Origin of the sequence: Micromonospora sp. NPDC002575, assembly GCF_042889525.1 — a bacterium.
GTDB classification, from domain to species: domain Bacteria; phylum Actinomycetota; class Actinomycetes; order Mycobacteriales; family Micromonosporaceae; genus Micromonospora; species Micromonospora carbonacea.
The window spans coordinates 215,856-238,177 of record NZ_JBIARA010000012.1; the positions used below are offsets into that span (position 1 = coordinate 215,856).

General features: G+C 74.1%; 21 protein-coding genes. 3 read left to right on the forward strand and 18 right to left on the reverse strand.

Translation table 11 applies throughout. The features are described 5' to 3' along the window. Positions 1–8: 8 nt before the first annotated feature. The 8 genes from atpA to glyA form a co-directional block, all read right to left on the reverse strand. Positions 9–1,649, reverse strand: a complete 1,641-nt coding sequence (gene atpA / locus ACFYWL_RS19585; protein ID WP_386974581.1) for a F0F1 ATP synthase subunit alpha — start codon at positions 1,647–1,649, stop codon at positions 9–11. 103 nt (positions 1,650–1,752) lie between these two features. Beyond that, entirely contained in the window at positions 1,753–2,574 is an 822-nt protein-coding gene (locus tag ACFYWL_RS19590; protein ID WP_386974583.1) for a F0F1 ATP synthase subunit delta, read from the reverse strand. Further along, complete coding sequence (locus tag ACFYWL_RS19595; RefSeq protein WP_386974585.1) at positions 2,574–3,113, reverse strand: F0F1 ATP synthase subunit B; 540 nt, start codon at positions 3,111–3,113, stop codon at positions 2,574–2,576. Before ACFYWL_RS19595 ends, ACFYWL_RS19590 begins: the two co-directional genes overlap by 1 nt. Before the next feature lie 30 nt (positions 3,114–3,143). Beyond that, positions 3,144–3,377, reverse strand: a complete 234-nt coding sequence (locus ACFYWL_RS19600; RefSeq protein WP_386974587.1) for a F0F1 ATP synthase subunit C — start codon at positions 3,375–3,377, stop codon at positions 3,144–3,146. 67 nt (positions 3,378–3,444) lie between these two features. Next, the gene (atpB, locus tag ACFYWL_RS19605; protein ID WP_282328028.1) at positions 3,445–4,242 is read right to left on the reverse strand and encodes a F0F1 ATP synthase subunit A; all 798 of its coding nucleotides are present in this window, start codon (positions 4,240–4,242) and stop codon (positions 3,445–3,447) included. Positions 4,243–4,253: 11 nt separating this feature from the next. Next, complete coding sequence (locus ACFYWL_RS19610) at positions 4,254–4,490, reverse strand: AtpZ/AtpI family protein (protein ID WP_117665629.1); 237 nt, start codon at positions 4,488–4,490, stop codon at positions 4,254–4,256. 181 nt (positions 4,491–4,671) lie between these two features. Next, positions 4,672–5,103 (reverse strand): hypothetical protein, encoded by a 432-nt coding sequence (locus ACFYWL_RS19615; RefSeq protein WP_386974590.1) that lies wholly within the window; start codon positions 5,101–5,103, stop codon positions 4,672–4,674. Continuing rightward, on the reverse strand, positions 5,096–6,385 hold the full coding sequence (gene glyA / locus ACFYWL_RS19620) for a serine hydroxymethyltransferase (protein WP_386974592.1): 1,290 nt from the start codon (positions 6,383–6,385) through the stop codon (positions 5,096–5,098). The genes ACFYWL_RS19615 and glyA overlap by 8 nt, the downstream gene beginning before the upstream one ends. Positions 6,386–6,420: 35 nt before the next feature. Here glyA and ACFYWL_RS19625 point away from each other — a divergent pair, with 35 nt between their 5' ends. Next, positions 6,421–7,929 (forward strand): SDR family oxidoreductase, encoded by a 1,509-nt coding sequence (locus tag ACFYWL_RS19625; RefSeq protein ID WP_386974594.1) that lies wholly within the window; start codon positions 6,421–6,423, stop codon positions 7,927–7,929. 290 nt (positions 7,930–8,219) lie between these two features. Here ACFYWL_RS19625 and ACFYWL_RS19630 read toward each other — a convergent pair whose 3' ends face one another. From ACFYWL_RS19630 to prmC, 4 genes are all read right to left on the reverse strand, one after another. Next, positions 8,220–10,340, reverse strand: a complete 2,121-nt coding sequence (locus ACFYWL_RS19630; protein ID WP_386974596.1) for a transglycosylase domain-containing protein — start codon at positions 10,338–10,340, stop codon at positions 8,220–8,222. A 157-nt stretch (positions 10,341–10,497) separates the two neighbouring features. Then, complete coding sequence (locus ACFYWL_RS19635; protein WP_386974598.1) at positions 10,498–11,109, reverse strand: phosphotyrosine protein phosphatase; 612 nt, start codon at positions 11,107–11,109, stop codon at positions 10,498–10,500. After that, positions 11,110–11,760: an L-threonylcarbamoyladenylate synthase gene (locus ACFYWL_RS19640; RefSeq protein ID WP_386974666.1), complete on the reverse strand. Its 651-nt coding sequence runs from the start codon at positions 11,758–11,760 to the stop codon at positions 11,110–11,112. It lies immediately after the preceding gene. Positions 11,761–11,882: 122 nt separating this feature from the next. Further along, positions 11,883–12,872: a peptide chain release factor N(5)-glutamine methyltransferase gene (gene prmC, locus ACFYWL_RS19645; RefSeq protein WP_386974600.1), complete on the reverse strand. Its 990-nt coding sequence runs from the start codon at positions 12,870–12,872 to the stop codon at positions 11,883–11,885. Positions 12,873–12,949: 77 nt separating this feature from the next. On the opposite strand from prmC, the gene ACFYWL_RS19650 reads away from it, so the two are divergent. Beyond that, positions 12,950–14,500 carry a diguanylate cyclase gene (locus ACFYWL_RS19650; protein WP_074472762.1) on the forward strand — a complete coding sequence of 517 codons (1,551 nt, stop codon included), beginning with the start codon at positions 12,950–12,952 and terminating at the stop codon, positions 14,498–14,500. A 106-nt stretch (positions 14,501–14,606) separates the two neighbouring features. On the opposite strand, the gene prfA is transcribed toward ACFYWL_RS19650, so the two are convergent. The 4 genes from prfA to thrB all read right to left on the reverse strand — a co-directional run bounded on the left by prfA (position 14,607) and on the right by thrB (position 19,795). Beyond that, positions 14,607–15,695, reverse strand: coding sequence for a peptide chain release factor 1 (gene prfA, locus ACFYWL_RS19655; RefSeq protein WP_386974602.1), 1,089 nt, complete (start codon positions 15,693–15,695; stop codon positions 14,607–14,609). 113 nt (positions 15,696–15,808) lie between these two features. After that, positions 15,809–16,033 carry a 50S ribosomal protein L31 gene (gene rpmE, locus ACFYWL_RS19660; RefSeq protein ID WP_043966028.1) on the reverse strand — a complete coding sequence of 75 codons (225 nt, stop codon included), beginning with the start codon at positions 16,031–16,033 and terminating at the stop codon, positions 15,809–15,811. 361 nt (positions 16,034–16,394) lie between these two features. Further along, positions 16,395–18,545 (reverse strand): transcription termination factor Rho, encoded by a 2,151-nt coding sequence (gene rho, locus ACFYWL_RS19665; RefSeq protein WP_386974604.1) that lies wholly within the window; start codon positions 18,543–18,545, stop codon positions 16,395–16,397. Between the two features lie 296 nt (positions 18,546–18,841). Further along, positions 18,842–19,795 carry a homoserine kinase gene (gene thrB / locus ACFYWL_RS19670; RefSeq protein WP_386974606.1) on the reverse strand — a complete coding sequence of 318 codons (954 nt, stop codon included), beginning with the start codon at positions 19,793–19,795 and terminating at the stop codon, positions 18,842–18,844. Between the two features lie 98 nt (positions 19,796–19,893). Here thrB and ACFYWL_RS19675 point away from each other — a divergent pair, with 98 nt between their 5' ends. Then, positions 19,894–20,310 (forward strand): hypothetical protein, encoded by a 417-nt coding sequence (locus ACFYWL_RS19675; protein ID WP_386974608.1) that lies wholly within the window; start codon positions 19,894–19,896, stop codon positions 20,308–20,310. Here ACFYWL_RS19675 and ACFYWL_RS19680 read toward each other — a convergent pair. Beyond that, positions 20,229–21,470 (reverse strand): MFS transporter, encoded by a 1,242-nt coding sequence (locus ACFYWL_RS19680; protein ID WP_386974610.1) that lies wholly within the window; start codon positions 21,468–21,470, stop codon positions 20,229–20,231. The genes ACFYWL_RS19675 and ACFYWL_RS19680 overlap by 82 nt on opposite strands. A gap of 11 nt (positions 21,471–21,481) precedes the next feature. Continuing rightward, entirely contained in the window at positions 21,482–22,303 is an 822-nt protein-coding gene (locus ACFYWL_RS19685; protein ID WP_386974612.1) for a polysaccharide deacetylase family protein, read from the reverse strand. Positions 22,304–22,322 lie beyond the last annotated feature (19 nt).

Here is a 22,322-nt window from a genome sequence, read left to right on the forward strand (position 1 = left end):
AGTCAGCCCTACTGCTTCTCGGCGTTGTCGCGGTAGCGGGTCACCGTCTCGCGGTTCTCGTCGCCCTCCAGCGGGGCGGCCGGGGCCTCGTTGATCCGGGGCTCGTCCTCCTTGCCCAGGAACGTCTGCTTGAAGCTCGCGATGGCCTGGTCGAGGGAGGAGATCACCTCGTCGTCCCACTTGTTGTCGGCGATCGCCGCGAGGACGCCCTCGTGCTTGTGCCGCAGGTACTGGAGGAACTCGGACTCGAACCGGCGCACCTCGCCGACGGGGATGTCGTCGAGCTTGCCCTCGGTGCCGGCCCAGACGGAGACGACCTGCTCCTGCACCGGGAACGGCGAGTAGTTCGGCTGCTTGAGCAGCTCGACCAGGCGGGAACCGCGCTCCAGCTGGGCCCGGGAGGCCTTGTCCAGGTCGGAGGCGAAGGCGGCGAACGCCTCCAGCTCGCGGTACTGGGCGAGGTTGAGCCGCAGCGAGCCGGCGACCTTCTTCATCGGCTTCACCTGGGCGGCGCCGCCGACCCGGGAGACCGAGGTGCCGACGTTGATGGCCGGCCGGACGCCCTGGTTGAACAGGTCCGTCTCCAGGAAGATCTGGCCGTCGGTGATGGAGATGACGTTGGTCGGGATGAAGGCCGAGATGTCGTTGGCCTTCGTCTCGATGATCGGCAGGCCGGTCATCGAGCCGCCGCCCAGCTCGTCGGAGAGCTTCGCGCAGCGCTCCAGCAGCCGGGAGTGCAGGTAGAAGACGTCACCCGGGTACGCCTCACGGCCCGGCGGGCGGCGCAGCAGCAGCGACACGGCCCGGTACGCCTCGGCCTGCTTGCTCAGGTCGTCGAAGACGATGAGCACGTGCTTGCCGCCGTACATCCAGTGCTGCCCGATGGACGAGCCGGTGTAGGGCGCGAGGTACTTGAAGCCGGCCGGGTCGGACGCCGGGGAGGCCACGATGGTGGTGTACTCCATCGCGCCCGCCTCCTCCAGGATGCCCTTGAGCGAGGCGATCGTGGAGGCCTTCTGGCCGATGGCGACGTAGATGCAGCGGACCTGCTTCTTCGGGTCGCCGGAGCGCCAGTTGTCCCGCTGGTTGAGGATGGTGTCCAGCGCGACGGTGGTCTTGCCGGTCTTCCGGTCGCCGATGATCAGCTGCCGCTGGCCCCGGCCGATCGGGGTCATGGCGTCGACGGCCTTGATACCGGTCTGCAGCGGCTCGTCGACGGACTGCCGGGCCATCACGTTCGGGGCCTGGAGCTCCAGCTCGCGGAAGCCCTCGTTGGCGATGTCGCCGAGGCCGTCGATCGGCTGGCCGAGCGCGTTGACCACGCGGCCGAGGAAGGCGTCGCCGACCGGCACCGAGAGCACCCGGCCGGTGCGCTTGACGCGCTGACCCTCTTCGAGCTTGGCGGAGTCACCGAGAACGACGACGCCGATCTCCCGGACGTCGAGGTTCAGCGCCACGCCGAGCGTGCCGTCCTCGAACTCCAGGAGCTCGTTGGTCATGGTCGAGGGCAGGCCCTCGACGTGGGCGATGCCGTCGCCGGTGTCGGCGACGGTGCCGACCTCCTCGCGGGAGACGTCGGGCGAGTAGGAGGAGACGTAGCGCTCCAGGGCGCCGCGGATCTCCTCCGTCGAGATGGTCAGCTCGGCCATCCTCTGCTTCCTTAAGTATCAGGGGCCCGGGGATACCTAGTACCGACCGGTCCGAATGGCGTCTGTCAATCCAGGCGTTCGCGGTGTGCCAGCGGGACGCCGGTCAGCGCTTGGCGAGCGCGTTGCGGGTCTCGTTGAGGCGGCGCAGGACGGTGCCGTCGTACAGGTCGGACCCGACCCGGACGCTGACGCCGCCGAGGACCGAGGGGTCGACCGTCTGCTTGACGGAGACCTCCCGACCGTACATCGCGGAGAGGCGGGCACCGAGCCGGTGCTCGTCCTCGTCGCTCAACGGGGCCGCCACGGTCACGTACGCGACCTGCCGGTCCCGCCGGTCGGCGGTCAGCTCGACCAGCCGGGTCAGCGAGCCGGTGAAGGAGCGCCCGCCGAACCCGTTCAGCGCCACCTCGACGAGGCGGACGGTGACCGGGCGGGCCTTGCCGGCGAGCAGCTCACGGGCCAGCTCGGCCCGCCGCTCGGCCGGGCCGACCGGGTCGGACAGCGCCGCCGACAGCGCGGGCTGGCCGGCGACCACCTGGCCGAAGCGGAACAGCTCGTCCTCGACCTCGCCCAGGTCCCCGGCGGCGTCGGCGCTGGCCAGCAGCGCCTCCACGCCGAGGCGCTCAGCGCCGTCGAGCAGCTCCGACGGCGCCGACCACCGGCCGGAGACCAGCCCGGTGAGCAGGTCGAGCGCGTCCGCGCCGACCTTGCCCCGGAGCATCTCCCCGAGCAGCCCGGCGCGGTCCGCGCCGGGCCGGGCCGGGTCGGACAGGGCCCGACGCAGCCGCGGCTCGCGCCGCAGCAGGCCGGCGACGGCGAGCAGGTCGTCGGCGGTGGCGGCCACCGCCGACGGCTCCGCACCCCGCGCGTACGCCGTCAGGCGCTCGGTCGCGGCCTGGTACGACTCCCGGCTGGCGGCCTGCATCAGCGGGCCCCCGCGCTCTCGAGGTCGCTGAGGAACCGGTCGACGGTGCCCTTGCGGCGGGCCTCGTCGGCCAGCGACTCGCCGACGATCTTGCTGGCCAGGTCGACCGCGATCGTGCCGACCTCCGTGCGCAGCTCGCGCACGATGGTGGCCCGCTCGGCGGCGAGCTGCTCCTTGCCGGCCGCGATGATGCGGTCGGACTCCTCCCGCGCCTTGGCGAGGATGTCCTGCCGGATGCCCTCCGCGTCGGCCCGGGCGTCGTCCCGGATCTTCGCGGCGTCGGTGCGCGCCTCGGCGAGCTGCGCGCGGTATTGCTCAAGGAGCTGGTTGGCCTCGGCCTGGGCGGCCTCGGCGCGCTTGATGCCACCCTCGATCGCGTCGACCCGGGCCTGGAACGTCTGCTCCATGCGCGGGAAGACGAACTTCATCAGCACGATGCAGAGCAGGACGAAGGCGATGCCACCGACCACGATCTCCTGCCAGATCGGGATGATCGGGTTGTGCGTCGACTCACCACCCTCTGCGGCGAGCAGGTACATGGGAGACCTCCCGGTCAAAGGGGGGCGGGACTAGAGCTGGCCCTGCCAGATGAAGCCGAAGGCGATGCCGAGCAGCGCGAGCGCCTCGATGACGGCGAAGCCGATCCAGACGTACGGCAGGGTCATCCGGGACGACTCCGGCTGCCGGGCGGTCGACTGGATGTAGGCGGCGAAGACCAGGCCGACACCGATGCCCGGGCCGATGGCCGCGAGACCGTAGCCGATGGCGGCGGTGCTGCCCTCTACCGCGGCGATGATGTCCATTAGTGGGTTCCTCCTGGTTATCACGCGTGACTCTCACGCGGGACGACAACGGGTGGTACGAGGTTGATCAGTGCTCGTCGGCGAGCGCGCCCTGCACGTAGCTGGCGGTGAGCACCGTGAAGACGTATGCCTGCAGGCAGATGACCAGGAACTCGAGGAAGGTGAGCGCGATGGTCATCACCCAGGACAGCACCGAGACCGGGGCCAGCCAGGCGTTGGCGCTGAGCATCGCGAACCCGCCGAGCGTGAAGACCAGCAGGAGCATGTGGCCGGCGAACATGTTCGCGAAGAGACGGACGGCCAGCGAGAACGGCCGGACCAGGAAGGTCGAGAAGAACTCGATCGGGATCAGCAGCGGCAGGATGTACCACGGCGCCGGCGGGATCAGGGAGTTCTTGACGAACTTGCCGAAACCGTGGTGCCGGATGCCCACCCAGATGAACATCACGTAGCTGATCACGGCGAGGAAGGCCGGGAAGGCGATGTGCGAGTTCGGCGAGATCTGGAACAGCGGCACGATCGCGAAGAAGTTGGTCAACAGGATGAAGCAGAACAGCGTCGTGAAGTACGGCGCGAACCGCACCCCCGCGTGCCCGATCATGTCGACGGCGATGTTGTTGCGCACGAAGCCGTAGATGGACTCGGCGAGCCACTGCTTCTTCGTCGGCACCAACTGCGGCTTCCGGTAGGAGGCCAGGAAGAAGATGATCAGGACGCCGACGGCGATCCAGACCATGGCCGTGATCTTGGTGAACCAGTAGGAGTCGTGCGCACCCCAGGGCAGGATGCTGGGCAGGTAGAAGTCCTCCACGCTGGGTGGGAATGCCGCCTGGCCCGCTGCCAGGACGTTCGCCTGTCCGAACACCGCGTCCCTTCCTAAGTAGGCGTGCCGAGTCGGCGGACGACCAGGATGATCCCCCCGGCCATGCCGAGCACGACGCCGATCCCGGTGGCGATGCCCCCGGTGTCGAGCCACTGGTCGACCAGCCAGCCGATGAAACCCCAGACGAGCATGCCCCCGATGAGGTACGAGAGCGCGGTCCAACCCTGGCCGGCACCGGTCGGAGTGTCGTCCGGGCCGCCGCTGGGTCGGGGGGTTTGGTCACCAGCCATGACGGGGCGAACGATATCAGTCGGAGAAACGAGGCTGTGCCTCACCCCCCGCACAACCGTGGTTGTGTGGGCGTCGGGCGGGCGCGTCGTCTGTGGGCACGCTACTCCCCTTGCGCCACCGAATGAATGACCGGTGTCGGACACAATCGCGCGTCGTACCAAAAAATGGGAAGCTGGAGCCTCAGCCCCTGCTCCGGCGCGCGTGCACCGTGCTGAGCCACCAGATGTGCGCGCCGGTCCAGACGACCACGCCGACGGCGATGCCGAGGCAGAGCGGGACGACCCCCGCCCACCCCGTCGAGGCGACCGCCACCATCACGCCACCCAGCAGGGTGAACTTCGCGACGTACAGACCCACCCCGAACGGCAGCACGAGCTGCGGGTTGCGCGCGTCCGCCCAGGCCAGGACCACGGTGGTGAGGACGTAGCTGGCCACGGTGACGGCGACGCCGGCCGCCACGCCGAGCGCCGCGTCGGCCCCGCCGAGGACGCCCCCGGCCGCCGCGCCCAGGGCCGCCACCACGGCCGAGACGGCCACCAGCACCGGCAGGTGGCGCAGCCGCCAGCCCCGGTCGTCCGCCGCCGGCTCCGCGGCCACCCCGGGCTCAGCCACGGGGGTACGCCGGGAAGGCGGCGACCAGCTCGGCCACGTCGGCGGCGACGCGGGTGAGGGCGTCGGCGCCCCCGGGCGCGCCCGGATCGGTGCGCACCGCCCGGGCGAGCAGCGCCGCGACCCGGCGCATCTCCTCCTCGCCCATGCCCTGCGTGGTGACGCTGGGCGTGCCCACCCGGATGCCCGAGGCGATCATCGGCGGCTGCGGGTCGTACGGGATGGCGTTCTTGTTCAGGGTGATGGCGGCGGCGTCGCAGCGCGCCTCCGCCTCGGCCCCGCTCACCCCGGCGGCCCGCAGGTCGAGCAGGGCGAGGTGGGTGTCGGTGCCGCCGGAGACGGGCCGCATCCCCTCGGCCGCGAGCCCGGCGGCGAGCGCGCGGGCGTTGGCGACCACCTGCGCGGCGTACGCCCGGAACTCGGGCCGGGCGGCCTCGCGCAGGGCCACCGCCTTGGCCGCGACGGCGTGCATCAGCGGCCCGCCCTGGGTGAACGGGAAGACGGCCTTGTCGATGCGCTCGGCCAGCGCCTCCCGGCACAGGATCATGCCGCCGCGCGGGCCGCGCAGCACCTTGTGGGTGGTGGCGCAGACGACGTCGGCGTGGGGCACCGGCGACGGCACGGCCCCGCCGGCGACCAGCCCGATGAAGTGCGCGGCGTCCACCATCAGGTACGCGCCCACCTCGTCGGCGATCTCCCGGAACCGCGCGAAGTCGATCAGGCGGGGGTACGCCGTCGCCCCGCAGATGATCATCTTGGGCCGGTGGGCGCGGGCGAGGTCCCGCACCTCGTCGTAGTCGATCAGCTCGGTGTCCTTGCGCACCCGGTAGCCGACCGTATGGAACCACCTGCCGGAGAAGTTCACCCGGCTGCCGTGGGTCAGGTGCCCGCCGTGCGGCAGGTCCATCGCCAGCACCGTGTCCCCCGGCTGCACCAGCGCGGCGTACGCGGCCAGGTTGGCGCTCGCCCCCGAGTGCGGCTGGAGGTTGGCGTGCTCGGCGGCGAACAGCTCCTTCGCCCGGGCGATGCCGATCTCCTCGGCCCGGTCCACCTCGGCGCAGCCGCCGTAGTAGCGCCGGCCCGGGTACCCCTCGGCGTACTTGTTGGTCAGCGTCGAGCCGAGCGCGGCCAGCACCGCCGGGGAGGTCAGGTTCTCGCTGGCGATCAGTTGCAGGCCGCCGCGCAGCCGGTCCAGCTCGCCGAGCACCACCCCGGCGATCTCCGGATCGGTGGCGCTGAGCTGCTCGAAGTCCGGCCCCCAGAAGGTGCTCCTCGCGTTCTCCACAACGAGCGAGTCTACGGAGCCGCACACTGGAGGCCGTGAGATGCCTCGTCACCGGCGCGACCGGATACATCGGCGGACGGCTCGCGCCCCTGCTGCTCGCCGACGGGCGCCAGGTGCGCTGCCTGGCCCGGCACGCCGGGCGGCTGCGCGACGTGCCGTGGGCGGCGCGGGCCGAGATCGCCGAGGGCGACCTGCGCCGGCCCGAGACCCTGCCGGCCGCGTTCGCGGGCGTGGACGTCGCCTACTACCTGGTGCACTCGCTCGGGCAGGCCGGCTTCGAGACCGCCGACCGGGAGGCGGCGGTCAACTTCGCCGACGCGGCGCGCGCCGCGGGCGTACGCCGGATCGTCTACCTCGGCGGCCCCGAGCCGAAGGCCGACGGCGAGCTCCCGTCGGCGCACCTGCAGTCCCGGGCCGAGGTCGGCCGGATCCTGCTCGGCAGCGGGGTGCCGACGGCGGTGCTCCGGGCGGCGGTCATCATCGGGTCCGGCTCGGCGTCGTTCGAGATGCTGCGCCACCTCACCGAGCGGCTGCCCGCCATGGTCACCCCGCGCTGGGTGCGCAACCGGATCCAGCCCATCGCCGTGCGGGACGTGCTGCACTACCTGGCCGGCTGCGCCGCGCTGCCACCGCAGGTCAACCGCGCGTTCGACATCGGCGGCCCCGACGTGCTCACCTTCGGCGACATGATGCAGCGCTACGCCCGGGTGGCCGGGCTGCGCCGGCGGATCATCCTGCCGGTCCGGCCGCTCACCCCGTCGCTGTCGTCGTACTGGGTCGGGCTGATCACCCCGGTGCCCAACGCGATCGCCCGGCCGCTGGTGGAGAGCCTCGTCCACGAGGCCGTCGCGCACGAGCACGACATCGCGGCGTACGTGCCGGACCCGCCCGGCGGGCTGACCACCTTCGACCGGGCGGTGGAGCTGGCCCTGGTGAAGATCCGTGACGCGCAGGTGGAGACCCGCTGGTCCACCGCGAGCGGCCCGGACGCCCCGGCCGAGCCGCTGCCCAGCGACCCGAAGTGGTCCGGCGGCACGGCCTACACGGACGTGCGGGAGCGGGCCGTGCACGCCCCGGCGGGCGCGCTGTGGCGGGTGATCGAGGGCGTCGGCGGCGAGAACGGCTGGTACTCGTTCCCCCTGGCCTGGGCGGTGCGCGGCTGGCTGGACCGGCTGGCCGGCGGGGTGGGCCTGCGCCGGGGCCGGCGCGACCCGCACCGCCTGCGGGTCGGCGAGGCGCTGGACTTCTGGCGGGTCGAGGAAATCGTGCCGGGCGAGCTGCTGCGGCTGCGCGCCGAGATGCGGCTGCCCGGCCGGGCCTGGCTGGAGATGCGCGCCGAGCCGACCGGGGACGACACCAGCCGGTACGTCCAGCGCGCGGTCTTCCTGCCGAGGGGCCTGTCCGGGCACGTTTACTGGGGCGCGGTGTTCCCGTTCCACGCGATCGTCTTCGGCGGCATGGCGAGGAACATCGCCCGAGGCGCGGAAACCACCCCGCACACTTCCCCCCAACCCTCCCCATCCCGCCCCACCCCGGGCCGATAACCACCCGGGCCGGCAACCACCCGAGCCGGCAACCACCCGAGCCGGCAACCACCCGAGCCGGCAACCACCCGAGCCGGCAACCACCCGGGCCGGCAACCACCCGGGCCGGCAACCACCCGAGCCGGCGACCATCCGGGCCGGCGACCATCCGGGCCGGTGATCAAGAGGTTTGCGTCAGGCCGGAGATCAACTCTGACGTTTTCTTCTTGATCACCGAGCCGGGGCGGGGCGGGGCGGGTGGGGTGGGCGGCGGCGGGCTGGGCGGCCGTTCCAGGGGGCGCGGCTGCCGGTCAGTTGCCGGCGCGGGGGGCCGTGGCGTGCCGGGCCACCGACTCGCTGGGCGGGACGAAGTCACGCACCGGCTGGCCCTGGAGGGACTCGTAGAGGGTGCGGCCCACCAGGTCGACCAGTTGGGCCTGGACCGCCCGGCCGACCGCGTCACGGGGGTCGTCCGGGTTGGCGGCGATCGAGGCGACGACGAGCTGCGGGGTGAACGCGACGACGGTCTCCGTGCCGTTCCCGTCCGAGCTGCCGGTCTTGCCGGCCACCGGCCGGCCCAGCCGGCCGCGCAGGTCCTGGGCGGTGCCGCCGGCGCAGCCGCCGTACATCGACTGGTCGCCGACCGGGCACCGGGCCGCGTCGGCCGCGCCCCGGGCCACGTCCGTGTCGAGCACCTGCCGGCAGTCCGGGCGTCCGGCGGCGACCTCCCGCCCGGCGGCGTCGAGGATCCGCACCACCGGCGTGGGCGCGCACCACATTCCCTCGGCGGCCACCGCCGCGTACGCCCCGGCGAGGTCGAGCGGGGTGGTGGCGGCCACGCCCAGCGTGAACGGGCCCCAGTCCCGCGCGCCATAGCGGGCTATCTTGGCGTCGGACTCGGCGCGCAGCCGGATGCCGAGCCGTTCGGCCATCTCCACGACCCGGTCCGCGCCGACGCGCTCGGTCAGCCAGGCGAAGTAGGTGTTCACCGACCGGCCGAACGCGTCCCACATGGTCCGGCGGCCGTCCATCCCGATCGGATCGGCGTTGACCGGGCACCAGCGGCCCTGGCAGTCAGCGGTGCCGCCGGTCACCGGGAAGCGGGTGACGATGCGGGACGGTGCGTCGAACAGGGTGTCCAGGGGCAGGCCCGCCTCCAGCGCGGCGAGCACCGCGAAGATCTTGAACGTCGACCCGGCCTGGTACCCGTTGATGGCGCCGCCCCCGGCGACGAGCTGGTTGACGGTGTTCGGGCGGTTGCGCAGGCCCTGCGGATTCTCCTCGACGCTGTAGTTGCGGTTCACCGCGAGGGCCAGCACCCGGCCGGTGCCGGGCTGCACCACGGCGGTCGGCGCGACGCGGGGGGCGTCGACGGCGTAGACGTCGCGTACCTGCTCGGTGGCGGTCCGCTGCACCGCCGGGTCGAGCGAGGTGACGATCCGGAAGCCGCCCCGGCGCAGGGTGCGCTGCCGCTCGTCGGCGGTGGCGCCGAACGCCGGCTGCTCGCTCCACCAGCGGGTGAACCAGTCGCAGAAGAAGCCCCAGTCGTTGTGTTCCCGCGGTACGGCCGTGCAGTCGTTCGGCGTCGCGCTGGGCTTCAGCTTGAGCGGCTCGGCCTTCGCCGCCTCGGCCGCCTCGGGCGCGACCTGGCCGGTCTCGACCATCCGGTCCAGCACGTACGCCCGGCGGGCCAGCGCCGCGTCGGCGTCGCCGTTGATCGGGTCGTCGGTGTCCGGCGAGCGGACCAGCCCGGCCAGCAGGGCCGACTCGGCGAGGGTGAGCTCCGCCGGCGACTTCGAGAAGTAGCGCTTGCTGGCGGCGCCCACCCCGTACGCGCCGGCGCCGAAGTAGGCGATGTTGAGGTAGCCGGCGAGGATCTGGTCCTTGCTCAGCTCGCGCTCCACCGCCAGGGCGTACCGCATTTCCTTGATCTTGCGGGTGAGGGTGATCTCGGTGGCCTTGGCCCGCTGCTCCTCGGTGAGGCCGGGGTCGCCGGCGAGCACGTTGCGCACGTACTGCATGGTCAGGGTCGACGCGCCCTGCCGGGGCGCGCCGTCGCGCCGGTTGGCGGTGAACGCCCGGACGACGCCGCGCGGGTCCACGCCCTTGTGCTCGTAGAAGCGGACGTCCTCGGCGGCGACGACGGCCTGGCGCATCGCCGGCGCCACCTGGGCCAGCGGCACGTCGACCCGGTCCTCGGTGTAGAAGGACGTGATCAGGGTGCGGCCGTCGTTGGCGTAGAGGGTGGACCGTTGCGCCGTGGGCGGCGTGAGCAGCGACGCCGGCAGCTCCGACCACGGCTCGGTGATCCCCCGGACGCCGATCCCGAAGACCAGGGCGGCCGGCAGCGCCGCCACGGCGAGCGCCAGCCCGGCGAGCACGCCGGCGAGCACGATGGTCATGAGCTTGTGGAGACGACGGGCCCGGATCATCAGCTCTCCCCGCAGGAGCCGGTCAGGTGCGGACCCGTTCAGAATGACCCGGACGGCGGCGAACCCCGCCGCTTTTCCCCAAAGGGGGACGAATTTCGCGAGAAAGGCACGCGACGCGCCGCCCCCCGCCCCCGCCGCGCCAGCGGGAGGAACCGACTCAGGGCAGCAGCGCGGCGGCCAGCGGGTGGACGGTCTCCTCGATCTCGTCGGCGACCCGGCTGAAGCACTGGTCGCCGCGCCCCCACGGGTCGTCGAGGTCGTCGGTGTGCAGCGGGGCCGCGCCCTCCCGGGCGGCATGCACGGCGGCGACCAGGGCCACTCCCCGGGCGTACACGGCGTCGCCGGTGGTGTCGGCCGGGGGCAGCCCGGCGGCGTCCACGGCCGCCAGCAGCCGGCCGAACTCGCCGAGCACGAACGTGCGGGACGCGGCGTCGGGGCGCAACGCCACCACGTACTCCTGCTGGTCGGCGGTGGCGGTGAGCACCAGGTCGGCCGCGTCGATGAGGTCGGAACGCAGCTTGCGGGCGGCGAAGCCGGCCACGTCGCCGCCCCGGGCGGTCACCTGGCGGGCCGCCGGTGGGTTCATCTCCTCCCCCGCGTGCCAGCCCCCGGTGCCGGCGCTGTGGCTGTGCAGCAGCGCGTCCGCGCCGCCCGGGTCGACGCCGCGCCGCGCCAGCCGCTCGCGGACGGCCAGCGCCAGCAGCCGCTCCGCCATCGGCGAGCGGCAGATGTTTCCCATGCAGACGTGCAGGACGGTGAACGGCGGCACTCAGCCCACCCGGCTCTCGACGAGGTCCGGCACGACGTCGCGCAGTTGCTCCACCGGGATCGCCCCGGCGCGCACCAGCGTCGGGGCCTCGCCGGTGAGGTCGACGATGGTGCTCGGCACCGGGTCGGGGCACTCGCCCGCCTCCAGGTAGGCCCGCACCGTGTAGCCGAGCTGCTCCCGGGCCGCCTCGGCGGTCACCGCCGCCGGCTGGCCCACCTTGTTGGCCGACGCCACCGCCATCGGGCCGGTCTCCCGCAGCACCTCCAGGGCGACCGGGTGCAGCGGCATCCGCACCGCGACCGTGCCGCTGCCGGTCTCGTCGCCGAGATCCCACGACAGGCTCGGCGAGTGCTCCACGATGATCGTGAGCGCGCCCGGCCAGAACGCCTCGACCAGGTCGCGGGCCGACCGGGGCAGTGTGAAGACCAGGCCGTCGAGGGTGTGCCGGGAACCGATCAGCACCGGGGGGGCCTGCCGGGTGCCACCCTTGGCGTCCGAGAGCGCCTTCACCGCGTACGGGGTGAAGGCGTCCGCGCCGATCCCGTAGACCGTGTCCGTCGGCAGGACGACCAGCTCGCCGTTCTTGACGGCCTCGATGGCAGCGGCGATGCCGCGGTCCCGGTCGGCGAGCGACCGACAGTCGTAGAGCATCACGAGAAGTCAGTCTGCCACGCCCCGGCCCGGTGGGCGTCCTCGGCGTGATCGGGTCCCACAGGTCCGGATGCGGGCCGCCTCCGGCGAGGCGCGGCGGCCGGCCGGTCAGCGGCGGGCGGTCACCGGCGGCGGGCGGTGGCGAACCGGGGCCGCCCGGTCAGGTCCCGGTGCTCCTCGACCGCCTCGTACCGGCCGTCGGCGGCCAGCAGCGCGGGCACCGCCGCGCCGTGCGTGTCGTCGTGCTCGACGCCGAGCACCCCGCCGGGGCGGAGCAGCCGCGCGGCCCGCGCGAGCACCGGCCGGATCACGTCCAGCCCGTCCGCCCCGCCGAAGACCGCCTCGTCCGGGTCGTGCGCCGCCACCTCCGGGGGCACCTCGACGGCCCTCGGCACGTACGGCGGGTTGCACAGCAGCACGTCGACCCGCCCTTCCAGACCCCCCAGCAGGCCCGGGTCGGTGACGTCGGCGGCGACCATCTCCACCGGCCGGTCCCCGGCGGCCGCCCGGTCGGCGGCGTTGCGCCGCAGCCACGCCAGCGCCGCCGGGGAGCGCTCGACGGCCACCACCCGGGCGGCGGGCGTCTCCTGGGCGACGGCGAGGGCGATGGCCCCCGAGCCGCTGCACAGGTCGACGACCAGCGGCCCGCCGGCGGTCGTGGGCCGGCCCGCCGACGCGGGGCCGGTGGCCGGCCCGCCGCCCGGGGCCGGCGACCCGCCGTGGGCCGCCGGCCCGCAGCCGGCCCGCAGCCGGGCCTGGTCGACGCCCCAGCCGGCGAGCAGCTCCGTCTCCGGGCGGGGCACGAAGACGCCGGGGCCGACCGCCAGCTCCAGGTGCCGGAAGGCGGCCGAGCCGGTCAGGTGCTGCAACGGCTCCCGGGTGGCCCGCCGGGCGACCAGGGCGTCGTACCGGTCGAGCTGGTCGGGGGCGAGGCCGTCGGCCAGCGCCAGTCGACCCCGGGGCACGCCCAGCACGTGCGCGGCGAGCAGCTCGGCCTCGGCGCGGGGGGCGTCGATCCCCGCCGCGGCGAGGACGCGGGCGGCGCGGGCCACCGCCACCGTGGGCCTGAGGCGTTCTGACCCTTCGGACGGGTGTTGCGGACGGGAGGTCACGACATAATCATGAAGCGTCGCGGGCCCGCGCCACGAGTTGGTGCCTCCGTGTGCACACACCGACAGGGAGGTCGCGGGTGGGGTGGCTCAACCGGGTCAACGACCAGGTTGACGTCCTGACGCGGGCGCGCGCCCTGCAGGAGGTGAGTCGCTCCGCCGAGTCGTGTCTCCTCCTCGATGGCGTGATCCGCAGCACGGACGACCAGTACGCCCGGGCCGACGCGCTCGTGCAGCGCCTCTCCGCGTTGATCAATCTCGGGCGCACCGCCGAATACACCCGGGCCATCGAGGAGGCGTCCGCCGCCGTACGGGACCTCGCCGAGCCCTACCTGCACGGGCACCTCAACGCGCTGGCCGCGCTCGCCGCCCACCACCAGGGGGCGCTCGACCGCTGCGTCACCCACCTGGTGAAGGCGGCCCGGGCGCTGGGCGCGGTCGAGGACCCGGACCGGGACACCGCCTGGGGCTGGCACGACCTGGCGATGGCCTACTCCTACCTCAGCTTCCACGGGTACGCGCTCGGCGCGATCGAGCGCGCCCGCCAGCTCGGGCTGGCCGCCGGCATCCCCGAGGAGACGTTCGCCGCGCCCGGCATCCGGCTGCGCAACGCCGTCGCCCTCGACCACAACGGCGACAGCGACGGCTGCCTGCGGGTGCTGCGGGACGTGGCCGCCGACCTGGGCCGGTTCCTGCGCGGCGGGCGCGCCGAGGAGCTGCGCCCAAGCAGCCTGGCCGCGTACGGCTACGCCGCCGCCCGCCGGGCCGCCCTGGGCGACCGGGTGGAGACCGCCGCCGACGCCGACCCGAACCGGCTGCTCGGCCACGGCGCGGACAGCGCCCGCGCCCGGGACATGCGTCAGCTCGGCCAGGTCTGCCTGGCCATCGCGGCCGGCAACCCGATCGAGGCGATCACCCGGCTCGACACCGCCCGGGTCTCCAACGAGACCCTCGGCGCGGCCGAGCCGGCGCGGCTGCGCAGCATCGCGTACGCCCGGGCCGGCGACCACGCGGCGGCCCACCGGGCCGACCGGCACGCGTTCCGCCTCGCCGCGCAGCGCAACGACCGGCTGCGGGACGTCTACATCGACGGCATCGCCGCCCGGATCGACCACGAGGAGATGCGGCGGGAGGCGGCCCGGTTCGAGGGCGAGGCGCTCACCGACCCGCTGACCGGCCTGCCCAACCGCCGCCGGCTGGAGCGCTACATCGCGGCCGTCGTGGCCGGCGGGGAGCGGGTGGTGATCGGGGTGTGCGACCTCGACGGCTTCAAGGCGGTCAACACCCGCCACGGCCACCACTCCGGCGACCTGGTCCTCCAGCGCATCGCCGGGGTGATCAACCGGGTCATGCGCCGGGGCGACTTCGTGGCCCGCTACGGCGGCGACGAGTTCGTGGTGGTGCTCTCCGGCGCGGGCATGGCCGAGGCGGCCGACGTGGCCCGCCGGATCGAGGCGGCGGTGCGCACGGAGGACTGGGAGGCGCTGGTGCCCGGCACCCCGGTCGGGGTGACCATCGGCTTCGCCGAGGTCGAGGCCAACGGCCCGGGCCTGCGCGGCGCGATCGGCGCGGCGTTCGAGACCGCCGACCGCGAGATGCTCGCCGCGAAGAACCGCCTCCGCGCCGGCTGAGCCCCTGCCCGGGGCCCTATCACCGCCGGCGCGGCACCGGGGCCGCTCCCACCGGCGGCGCGGCACCGGGGCCGCGCAGCGGCGGCCTGGCCCCGCCGGCCGCGCCTCAGCGGCGGGTCAGCTCCGGGTCGCCGGCCAGCCGCGCCGCGCGGTCCGCGTCGGCCAGGGCGTCCAGCACGCCGTCCAGCTCACCGGCGAGGGCCAGGTCGAGGTTGTACGCCGTGTAGCCGATCCGGTGGTCGGTGATGCGGTTCTGCGGAAAGTTGTACGTGCGGATGCGCTCCGAGCGGTCCACGGTGCGCACCTGGGCCTTGCGCGCGTCCGAGGCGGCGGCGTCGGCCTGCTCCTGGGCGGCGGCCAGCAGCCGCGCCCGCAGGATGCGCATCGCCTGCTCCCGGTTCTGCAACTGCGACTTCTCGTTCTGGCAGGAGACGACGATCCCGGTCGGCACGTGGGTGATCCGCACGGCCGAGTCGGTGGTGTTCACCGACTGCCCGCCCGGACCCGACGAGCGGAACACGTCGATCCGCAGGTCGTTGGGGTCGACGGTGACGTCGACGTCCTCGGCCTCGGGCAGCACCAGCACCCCGGCGGCGCTGGTGTGGATGCGCCCCTGCGACTCGGTGACCGGTACGCGCTGCACCCGGTGCACCCCGCCCTCCCACTTGAGCCGCGACCACACGCCGTTGCCGCCCTCCGGGACGCCCTTGGTCTTGATCGCCAGCGAGACGTCCTTGACCCCGCCCAGGTCGGAGTCCTGCGCGTCGATGACCTCGGTGAGCCAGCCGCGGCGCTCGGCGTACCGGGTGTACATCCGCAGCAGGTCCCCGGCGAACAGGGCGGACTCCTCGCCGCCCTCGCCGGCCTTGATCTCGACGATCACGTCCTTGGCGTCGTGCGGGTCGCGCGGGATCAGCAGCTCGGCGAGGCGCTCCTCCAGGGCGGGCAGCCCGGCCGCGATCGACTCCGCCTCGCCGGCGAAGGACGGGTCCTCGGCGGCCAGCTCCCGGGCCGCCGCCAGGTCCGCGCGGGCCTGCTCCAGCTCGCCGGCCGCCTTGTGCAGGGGCGACAGCTCGGCATAGCGGCGGCCGACCCGGCGGGCGACGCTCTGGTCGGCGTGGATCGCCGGGTCCGCGAGGCGCTTCTCCAGCTCGGCGTACTCGTCGAGGAGGGCCGCCAGCCGCTCGCTGCTCATGCTCGGGTGCTCCTTCGACGACGACTACCGGCCGGCGACATCCGGACGGGAGAGGGCAATACGGACAGCGCCCGCGCCCGGCGGGAAGCCGGACGCGGGCGCCGAACGGAGAGCTACTTGGCCTTCTTGGCCTGAACCTTGGCGTACTTCTGCTGGAACTTGGCGACCCGGCCGGCCGTGTCGAGAACGCGCTGCTTACCGGTGTAGAACGGGTGGCAGGCGCTGCAGGTCTCGACGTGGATGGAACCGCCCTTGGCGGTGCTGCGGGTCGTGAAGGTGCTGCCGCAGGAGCAGGTGACCTCGGTGGTCGTGTACTCCGGGTGGATGTTGGGCTTCATGTCGCCTCGGTCCTCTCGCTTGGTGGTCGCCGGGTCGCCCGGGCGGCCCCGACGAGGGTGCGCGTCGGGATCGGGCGTGAACCGGAACCGGTGGCCGATTGACCAGTGTGCCATGGGCGTGAGCCGACCCTTCGGGCGGGCCGCACAGCAGGTCCGGCTTCGTCAACGTGCCGGTCCCCTCCCGCATTCCCCGGATGCAAGGAAGGGCACCTTGTTAACGCATCCGGTAGAGAAGGGTTCCCTTCTCACCCCGGGTCACGGGGCGCACCGCGCCCGCAGGGGGGCGCACCGCGCACGCGGCACCGCGCGGAAGGGCACGGCCGTGGCCGGCCGTGCCCTTCCGCGCGTACTGCCTACCGGATCACTCGCCCGGTGTGGACTTCGCGATCTGCATCAGGAACTCGATGTTGGTGCGGGACTGCTTGAGCCGGTCCAGCAGGAGGTCCAGCGCCGCCTGCGAGTCCAGCGAGTGCAGCACCTTGCGGAGCTTGTGGATGATGGCCAGCTCCTCCGGCGCGAGCAGGATCTCCTCCTTGCGCGTGCCGGACGCGCTGACGTCCACGGCCGGGAAGGTGCGCTTGTCGGCGATCTTCCGGTCGAGCTTCAGCTCCGCGTTGCCGGTGCCCTTGAACTCCTCGAAGATGACCGTGTCCGCCATGGAACCGGTCTCCACCAGCGCGGTGGCGAGGATGGTCAGCGAGCCGCCGTTCTCGATGTTGCGGGCCGCGCCCAGGAAACGCTTCGGCGGGTAGAGCGCGGTGGAGTCGATACCACCCGACATGATCCGGCCGGAGGCCGGCGCCGCCAGGTTGTACGACCGGCCGAGCCGGGTCACCGAGTCGAGCAGCACGACCACGTCGTGCCCCAGCTCGACCAGCCGCTTCGCCCGCTCGATCGCCAGCTCCGCCACCGTGGTGTGGTCCTGCGGCGGCCGGTCGAACGTGGCCGCGATGACCTCGCCCTTCACCGACCGCTGCATGTCGGTGACCTCTTCGGGCCGCTCGTCCACCAGCACCACCATCAGGTGGCACTCCGGGTTGTTGTGCGTGATGGCGTTCGCGATCGCCTGGAGCACCATCGTCTTGCCCGCCTTCGGAGGCGAGACGATCAGCGCCCGCTGGCCCTTGCCGATCGGCATGACCAGGTCGATCACCCGCGTCGTCAGGATGTGCGGCTCGGTCTCCAGCCGCAGCCGCTCCTGCGGGTAGAGCGGGGTGAGCTTGTAGAACTCCGGCCGCCGCCGGGCCTCCTCGGGCTCCATCCCGTTGATCGTGTCGAGCCGCACCAGCGGGTTGTACTTGTCCCGCCGCTGCTCGCCGTCCCGGGCCGCCCGCACCGCGCCGGTGATCGCGTCGCCCCGGCGCAGGCCGTACTTCTTGATCTGGGACATCGAGACGTAGACGTCGTTGGGGCCGGCCAGGTAGCCGGTGGTCCGGACGAAGGCGTAGTTGTCGAGCACGTCGATGATGCCGGCGACCGGGACGAGCACGTCGTCCTCGCTCACCTGCGGCTCGCGACCGCCGCCGCCACCGGCGGCGCCGTCGCCCTCACCGCGCTCGCCACGGCCCCGACGGCGGTCGCGGAAGCGGCTGCGCCGGCCCCGCCGGCCGCCGCCCTCGTCGTCGTCGTCGCCGTTGTCCCGCTCCGCGCGCTGGCCCCGGTCGCTGCGGTCGTTGCGGTCGCCGCGGTCGGCCCGCTCGTTGCGGTCGCCCCGCTCGCGCTCGGCCCGCTCGCCACGGTCGTTGCGGTCACGCTCGCCCCGCTCGGCCCGCTCGGCACGGTCGCCCCGCTCGTTGCGGTCACCGCCGCGGTCGGCCCGCTCGCCCCGGTCGGTGCGCTCGGCCCGCTCGTTGCGGTCGGTGCGCTCGTTGCGGTCGGTGCGCTCGGCCCGGTCACCGCGCTCGGCACGGTCGGCCCGGTCACCGCGCTCGGCACGGTCGGCCCGGTCACCGCGCTCGGCACGGTCGGCCTGGTCCCGGCCGCCCCGCTCCCGACGCCCCTCGACCCGCTCGGCGGGCTCGGCGGCGGGAACGGTGGCAGTGGCGGCCGGCGGCTCCTCGGCCCGGGTCTCCGCCGGCCGGGTCTCCGCCTCGGCGGGCCGGGACTCGGCCGCCGCGACGGCCCGGCTGCGCCGGGTCCGGGTCCGGCCCTCGGCCGGGGCGGCGGCCGGCTCGGCCGGGGCCCGGTTCTGGTCGGCGCCCGACGGGGCCTGGGTGACCTCGGCGCGCACCTCCTCGCGGGCAGGAGCGGCGGCGGCCGCCGCGGCCTCGGCCCGTGGACGAGGGGTCCCGGCGGCGGCGCCGCCCTGCCGCTCGGAGATCGCGCTGATCAGCTCGCCCTTGCGCATGCGAGCCGTACCGGAGATGCCGAGCGACGCGGCCAGGCTCTGCAGCTCCGGCAGCAGCATCGCCGACAGGCCGGTGCCGCTACGCCGACGACGGGTGGGGGCAGCGGCGGTGGCATCGCCAGCGACGTTGGAAACATCCGACGTCACGTCGGTGGTGTCGCTCAATGGATTCCTTCCCTCGATAGGCCGGGACTGCCCGGAGTCGACAAGCAGGTGGCCGGGCGGCCTCGGTGCACCCGCCTCGCATGACGCGTCGCGGGAGACTGTGACACAGCAGCCGGCCGGTTTCCCCGACTCACCAACCTCGGTGAGCAGGTCTCGCCGTCTGCGGCGACCTGCGGAAACTGCGGTGCGGCGTGGGCCTTGGGCAGGGGTGACGGGCTGACCGCCGACAGCTTCGGGGGTGCGCCGACCCGCAGGAGGATCGCATGCTTCGCGGCTGTGCTAGGCCTAGAGCGTAATCAACTCTTCCGACCTGCGGCAACAGGGTCCCGCTCGGCGTGTTCAAGTGTACCCCGCGTGACACGCGCTCCGCGGCTGTCTATACCCAACGACCAGACCTGCCAACCGGCCCCGGGCGCGAAATGTTCCGCAGGCTCGGTGAGCGCCAGCACGGTGGGCCCGGCCCCACTGATCACGGCGGCCACACCGGCCGCACGCAGCGCTTTCACCAGGGCCGACGAGTCCGGCATGCCGGCGGCGCGGTAGTCCTGGTGCAGCCGGTCGACCGTGGCGGGCAGCAGCAGCGCCGGCTCGGCGGTCAGGGCGTGCGCCAGCAGCGCCGCCCGGCCGGCGTTGAGCGCGGCGTCGGCGTGCGGGACGGTCGCCGGCAACGCGGCGCGGGCCACGGCGGTCAGCCCGCGCTCGGCGGGCACGAAGACGATCGGGCGCACCCCGTCGGCCACGGGCAGCGAGACCGCGCGGGCGCCGGTCGGCTCCGTCCAGGCGATCGTGAAGCCGCCGAACAGGCAGGGCGCGACGTTGTCGGGGTGCCCCTCGATCTCGGCCGCCAGCCGCAGCGCGCCCGCGTCGTCCAGCCGGGTCGCGCCGTCGACGACCAGGGCCCGGGCCAGTTGCACGCCGGCCACGATGGCGGCCGACGAGGAGCCCAGCCCCCGGGCCTGCGGGATCCGGTTGACGCACTCCACCGCGAGACCCGGCGGCTGCGCGCCCAGCGCGTCGAAGGTGGCCCGCATGGCCTGGACCACCAGGTGCGTCTCGTCGTCGGGCAGCTCGCCCGCGCCCTGCCCGGACACCGCGACCCGGACGCCGTCGGGCACCACCTCGGCGGCCACGTCGTCGTGCAGGCCGAGCGCCAGCCCCAGCGCGTCGAACCCCGGCCCGAGGTTGGCGCTGGTGGCGGGGACCCGGACCTTCACCGGCCCGGCCACGAATGTCGTCGGCACGACGCTCATGCTAGGCCGCCGGACCGGCCCCGCGGCGTCCCGCCCGGCCCGTGGGACGTGACCCCCTTCGCTAGCCTGACGGCCGACGGGTCCGGGAGGGGGACGGCGTGGAATTCCTGGGGTACGCGGCCGTGCAGACGGCCACGCAACTGCCCACCGTGCTGGTGCTGGTGACCGGCCTGGCCCTGGCCGCCGTGAGCCGCCACCGCCTGCGGGGCCCCTCGCGGGCCCTGCTGCTGGCCGGCGTGGTGGTCCTGCTGGTCACCGCGCTGCTCAACATCGCCTGGCTGGTCGCCCTGCCCCACCTCTACTCCTCGGCGTGGTCGTCGCTGCCCGCCGGCACGGTGTCCCGCTACAGCGCGGCGGTCGGCGTGGTCCTCGCCCTGCTGCACCCCACCGGGCTGGGCCTGGTGATCGGCGGGGCGCTGACCGGACGCGCCCCTCACGCCCCCGCCGGCGTGGGCTCGGCGACCGGGTCGGTCAGCGACAGCCGCCGGGTGGCGACCCGCCAGCCGACCGCGTAGACCAGGGTGACCAAACCACAGCCGGCGAGCACCACGCGCTCGTCGACCAGGTCCACCACCCCGGCCACCACCAGCTGGCTCACCGAGATCGCCAGTGTGGCCAACATCATGTCGGTGGCGAAGACGCGCCCGCGCAGCCGGTCCGGCACCTCGCCCTGGAGGGCGAAGTTGGACATCACCCAGTTGCTCCCGCCCGCGAAGTGCGCCACGAACACCAGCGCCAGCACCAGCGGAAACCAGTTCGCCACCGACGTGCCCAGGTAGGCCAGGCCGTACAGCGACATCGACAGCGCGAGGCCGGGCAGCAGCCAGGCGCGGTTGGTCAGCACCCGCCGCATCAGGATCGGCCCGACCAGCGCGCCCGCGCCGCGTACCGCGAAGAGCAGGCCGACGCCGATCGCGCCCACCCCGTACACGCCGGCGAGCAGCGGGAAGACGGTCAGCACCCCGTTGCCCAGGCCGACCGCCGACTTCACCGTGACCAGGCCGAGCACCCGGGGCCGGTGCCCGATGTAGCCGAGGGCCTCCCGGATCGCCGCCCAGGTGCGCTGCGCGGGCACGGCCGCGTCGCGCGGGGCCTGCAGGGGGCGGCGGATCAGCCCGGCCAGGCCCGCCGCCAGCGTCAGGCCGCCGGCGGCCACCCAGAAGCAGGCGTACGGCCCGGCGGCGGCGCTGAGCACGCCGCCCAGCGACGCGCCGACGACGGTCATGGTGCCCCAGGCCGAGCCGGCGATGGCGTTGCCGGCGGCCAGGTCCTGCGGGTCGAGGACGTTGGGCAGGGCGGCCTGGGCGGCCGGCGAGTAGAACGCCTTCGCCACCGCCACCACGGCGATCGCCACCATCGCCAGCCAGGCGGTGCCCGCGCCCCGGACGCCGAGCAGCAGCAGCACGCCGAGCAGCGCGGCGACGTTGGCCGCCATCATGATCTTCTTGCGGTCGAACCTGTCGGCGATCGTCCCCGTGTACGGCAGCAGCAGCGCCACCACGCCGGTGTCGAGGGCGAGCACGAGGGCCCCCCACACCCCGCTGCCGGTCAGCTTCGGCAGCAGGACGAGCAGCGGCACCATGACGAACCAGTCCGCGCCGAAGACCACCAGCTCGGCGAGGAAGAGGTTGCGGAAGCTGCGGTTGCGGACCAGGACCGAGAGGGTGGGAGACACGTACGGGAAGCCTACCCGCCGGGCTGCGGCGCGCCCGCCAGCCGCAGCAGCTCGGAGACGGTGACGAAGGTGAATCCGCGGCCTCGCAGCCCGGTGATCATGTCGGGCAGGCCGCGCAGGGCGACCAGCCGGCGGGCGTCCCCGACGTCGTGGGCGAGCAGGATCGTGCCCGGCCGCACCCCGGCCACGACCCGCCGGGCGTGCCCGGCCGGATCGTCCGGGAAGCGCGCCTCGGCCATCTGGAACGACCAGAGCACGAGCCGGTAGTCCAGCCGGGCGGCGGCGTGCAGGACCGCCCCGCCGAGGTGCCCGTACGGGGGACGCAGCAGCCGGGGGGCGACCCCGACGGCCTCGCTGATCGCGTCGTGCGCCCGGCTCAGGTCGTCGTGGACCTCGGCGGCGTCGTGCCGGGCCAGGTCGTGGTGCGCCCAGCTGTGGTTGCCCACCTCGTGCCGGCCGAGCCGGCCGCGCAGCAGGTCCGCGTGCTGCCGGACGCGCTGCCCGACCAGGAAGAACGTGGCCGGCACGGCGTGCCGCTCCAGGGTGTCGAGCACCATCGGGGTCCACTGTGGCCGGGGGCCGTCGTCGAAGGTGAGCGCCACCAGCCGCTGGCCGGTGCGGACTCCCCAGACGACCGACACCTCACCGCCGCCGACCTGCTGGAGGTCGCCGCCGACGGTGGCGCTGGCCGGGCCGCCGGCCAGGGGCAGCCGCCGGTCGGCGATCCAGGTGGTCTGGACCGTGGCGCCGGCCCCGACGAGCGCTCCCCCGGCGAGCAGCCCGGCGCGGCGCAGCACGGTCCGCCGCCCCCACCGGCCAGCGCCGTCCGCCATGGCCCGCTCCCGCGCAACA